Raw genomic sequence first — 3,198 nt, 5'->3', positions numbered from 1 at the left:
AAAGAGCTAGTACATTGAAAACTGAATATAATCCAAGCAAAAAACCGAGACAATCAAAGAGAACAGATTGTAGAGCGACCGAGAAGAGAATTCTTGAGTAAGGTCAAGTAGAAAAGGGCGCACGGTGAATGCCTAGGCACTAACAGCCGAAGAAGGACGTGACGAACTACGAAAAGCTTCGGGGAGCGGTAAGTACGCAGTGATCCGGAGATATCCGAATGGGGGAACCCAATGCAGAGATGCATTATTGATTAGTGAATAGATAGCTAATCAAAGGAAGACGCAGTGAACTGAAACATCTAAGTAGCTGCAGGAAGAGAAAGAAAGATCGATTTCCTTAGTAGCGGCGAGCGAAGAGGAAAGAGCCCAAACCAAGTGATTTATCATTTGGGGTTGTAGGACTGCGACGTGGCAGTGTAAGAGATAGTTGAATTATCTGGGAAGGTAAGCCAGAGAGGGTGAGAGCCCCGTAAGCGAAATCTCAAGCACGCCTAGCAGAATCCTGAGTAGGCCGGGACACGAGGAATCCCGGTTGAAACCGCGAGGACCATCTCGCAAGGCTAAATACTAGTTAGTGACCGATAGTGAACCAGTACCGTGAGGGAAAGGTGAAAAGAACCCCGGAAGGGGAGTGAAAAAGAACCTGAAACCGTGTGTCTACAAGTAGTCAAAGCACATTAAAGTGCAATGGCGTGCCTTTTGTAGAATGAACCGGCGAGTTACGTTATCTAGCGAGGTTAAGTCAGAAAAGACGGAGCCGGAGCGAAAGCGAGTCTTAATAGGGCGAAAAGTTAGGTGACGTAGACCCGAAACCAAGTGACCTACCCATGACCAGGCTGAAGGTGTGGTAAAACGCACTGGAGGGCCGAACCCACGTAAGTTAAAAATTGCGGGGATGAGTTGTGGGTAGCGGTGAAATTCCAAACGAACTTGGAGATAGCTGGTTCTCTCCGAAATAGCTTTAGGGCTAGCCTCGTGGAGAGGATAATGGAGGTAGAGCTCTGTTTGGACTAGGGGCCCGTCAGGGGTTACTGAATCCAGATAAACTACGAATTCCAGATATCCATACACGGGAGTCAGACTGCGAGTGATAAGATCCGTAGTCGAAAGGGAAACAGCCCAGATCACCAGTTAAGGTCCCCAAATCTATGCTAAGTGGAAAAGGATGTGGAGTTGCGTAGACAACTAGGACGTTGGCTCAGAAGCAGCCATCATTCAAAGAGTGCGTAATAGCTCACTAGTCGAGTGGCGCTGCGCCGAAAATTTACCGGGGCTAAGCATAGTACCGAAACTGTGGATGTGTTTTAAAGAGCACGTGGTAGGAGAGCGTTCTAAGTGCGGCGAAGGTGAACCGAGAGGATCATTGGAGCGCTTAGAAGTGAGAATGCCGGTATGAGTAGCGAAAGATAGGTGAGAATCCTATCCGCCGAAAGACTAAGGTTTCCTGGGGCAGGCTCGTCCGCCCAGGGTAAGTCGGGACCTAAGGCAAGGCCGAGAGGCGTAGTCGATGGACAACAGGTAGAAATTCCTGTACTGTGTTCAATCGTTATGAGCGATGGAGGGACGCAGGAGGTGAAGCACGCATCGAGCTGGATCGATGTTCAAGCGACAAGTGCGGTTAAGAGTCAAATGCTTCTAACCAGCAACACGAGTCGTGATGAGGAGTGAAGTAAAAGTAGCGAAGGTGTGGTAGTCACACTGCCAAGAAAAGCTTCTAGCCAGAGAGAACATACCCGTACCGCAAACCGACACAGGTAGTCGAGTGGAGAACACTAAGGTGAGCGAGAGAACTCTCGTTAAGGAACTCGGCAAAATGACCCCGTAACTTCGGAAGAAGGGGTGCTAGCCAAGAGATTGGTTAGCCGCAGTGAATAGGCCCAAACAACTGTTTATCAAAAACACAGGTCTCTGCAAAATCGTAAGATGACGTATAGAGGCTGACACCTGCCCGGTGCTGGAAGGTTAAGAGGAGAGCTTAGCGTAAGCGAAGGTTTGAATTGAAGCCCCAGTAAACGGCGGCCGTAACTATAACGGTCCTAAGGTAGCGAAATTCCTTGTCGGGTAAGTTCCGACCTGCACGAAAGGTGTAATGATTTGGGCACTGTCTCAACGAGAGACTCGGTGAAATTATAATACCCGTGAAGATGCGGGTTACCCGCGACAGGACGGAAAGACCCCATGGAGCTTCACTGTAGCTTGATATTGAGTATCTTTTAAACATGTACAGGATAGGTAGGAGCCAGAGAAGATAGGACGCTAGTCTTATTGGAGGCAATGTTGGGATACTACCCTTGTTTGAAGGATGCTCTAACCTCGACCTGTAAGCCAGGCCAGGGACAGTGTCAGGTGGGCAGTTTGACTGGGGCGGTCGCCTCCTAAAGTGTAACGGAGGCGCTCAAAGGTTCCCTCAGAATGGTTGGAAATCATTCGCAGAGTGTAAAGGTATAAGGGAGCTTGACTGCGAGAGAGACAACTCGAGCAGGTAGGAAACTAGGACTTAGTGATCTGGTGGTACCGTATGGAAGGGCCATCACTCAACGGATAAAAGCTACCCTGGGGATAACAGGCTTATCTCCCCCAAGAGTTCACATCGACGGGGAGGTTTGGCACCTCGATGTCGGCTCGTCGCATCCTGGGGCTGAAGTCGGTCCCAAGGGTTGGGCTGTTCGCCCATTAAAGCGGCACGCGAGCTGGGTTCAGAACGTCGTGAGACAGTTCGGTCCCTATCCGTCGTGGGCGTAGGAAATTTGAGAGGAGCTGTCCTTAGTACGAGAGGACCGGGATGGACGCACCGCTGGTGTACCAGTTGTTCCGCCAGGAGCATCGCTGGGTAGCTATGTGCGGAAGGGATAAGCGCTGAAAGCATCTAAGTGCGAAGCCCCCCTCAAGATGAGATTTCCTTTGCGTAAGCAGTAAGACACCTCAGAGACGATGAGGTAGATAGGCTGGGAGTGGAAGTCCTGTGAAGGATGGAGCGGACCAGTACTAATCAGTCGAGGACTTGACCAAAGCGAAGCAAACTGGAAGGTTTTTTGCGAGAAGGATTATGTTTAGTTTTGAGTGTAAAAGCTCAAAAGAGTACGGTGGCGAAAGCAAGAAGGATACACCTGTTCCCATGCCGAACACAGAAGTTAAGCTTCTTAACGCCGAAAGTAGTTGGTGGGCAACTGCCTGCGAGGAAAGGAAGCTGCCGTGCTC

At 50.0% G+C, this 3,198-nt stretch carries 2 rRNA genes; both read left to right on the top strand.

The window, feature by feature from the left end:
- Window positions 1-101: 101 nt before the first annotated feature.
- A 23S ribosomal RNA gene (locus CP363_RS10355) occupies window positions 102-3,009 on the top strand.
- Window positions 3,010-3,079: 70 nt separating this feature from the next.
- Window positions 3,080-3,196: ribosomal RNA gene (gene rrf / locus CP363_RS10350) — 5S ribosomal RNA — on the top strand.
- The last annotated feature ends 2 nt before the right edge of the window (window positions 3,197-3,198 follow it).

The sequence above is a fragment of the Lactobacillus sp. UMNPBX12 genome, from assembly GCF_002553955.1.
GTDB classification, from domain to species: Bacteria; Bacillota; Bacilli; order Lactobacillales; family Lactobacillaceae; genus Lactobacillus; species Lactobacillus crispatus.
This window is presented reverse-complemented; position numbering and strand designations above follow the sequence as displayed.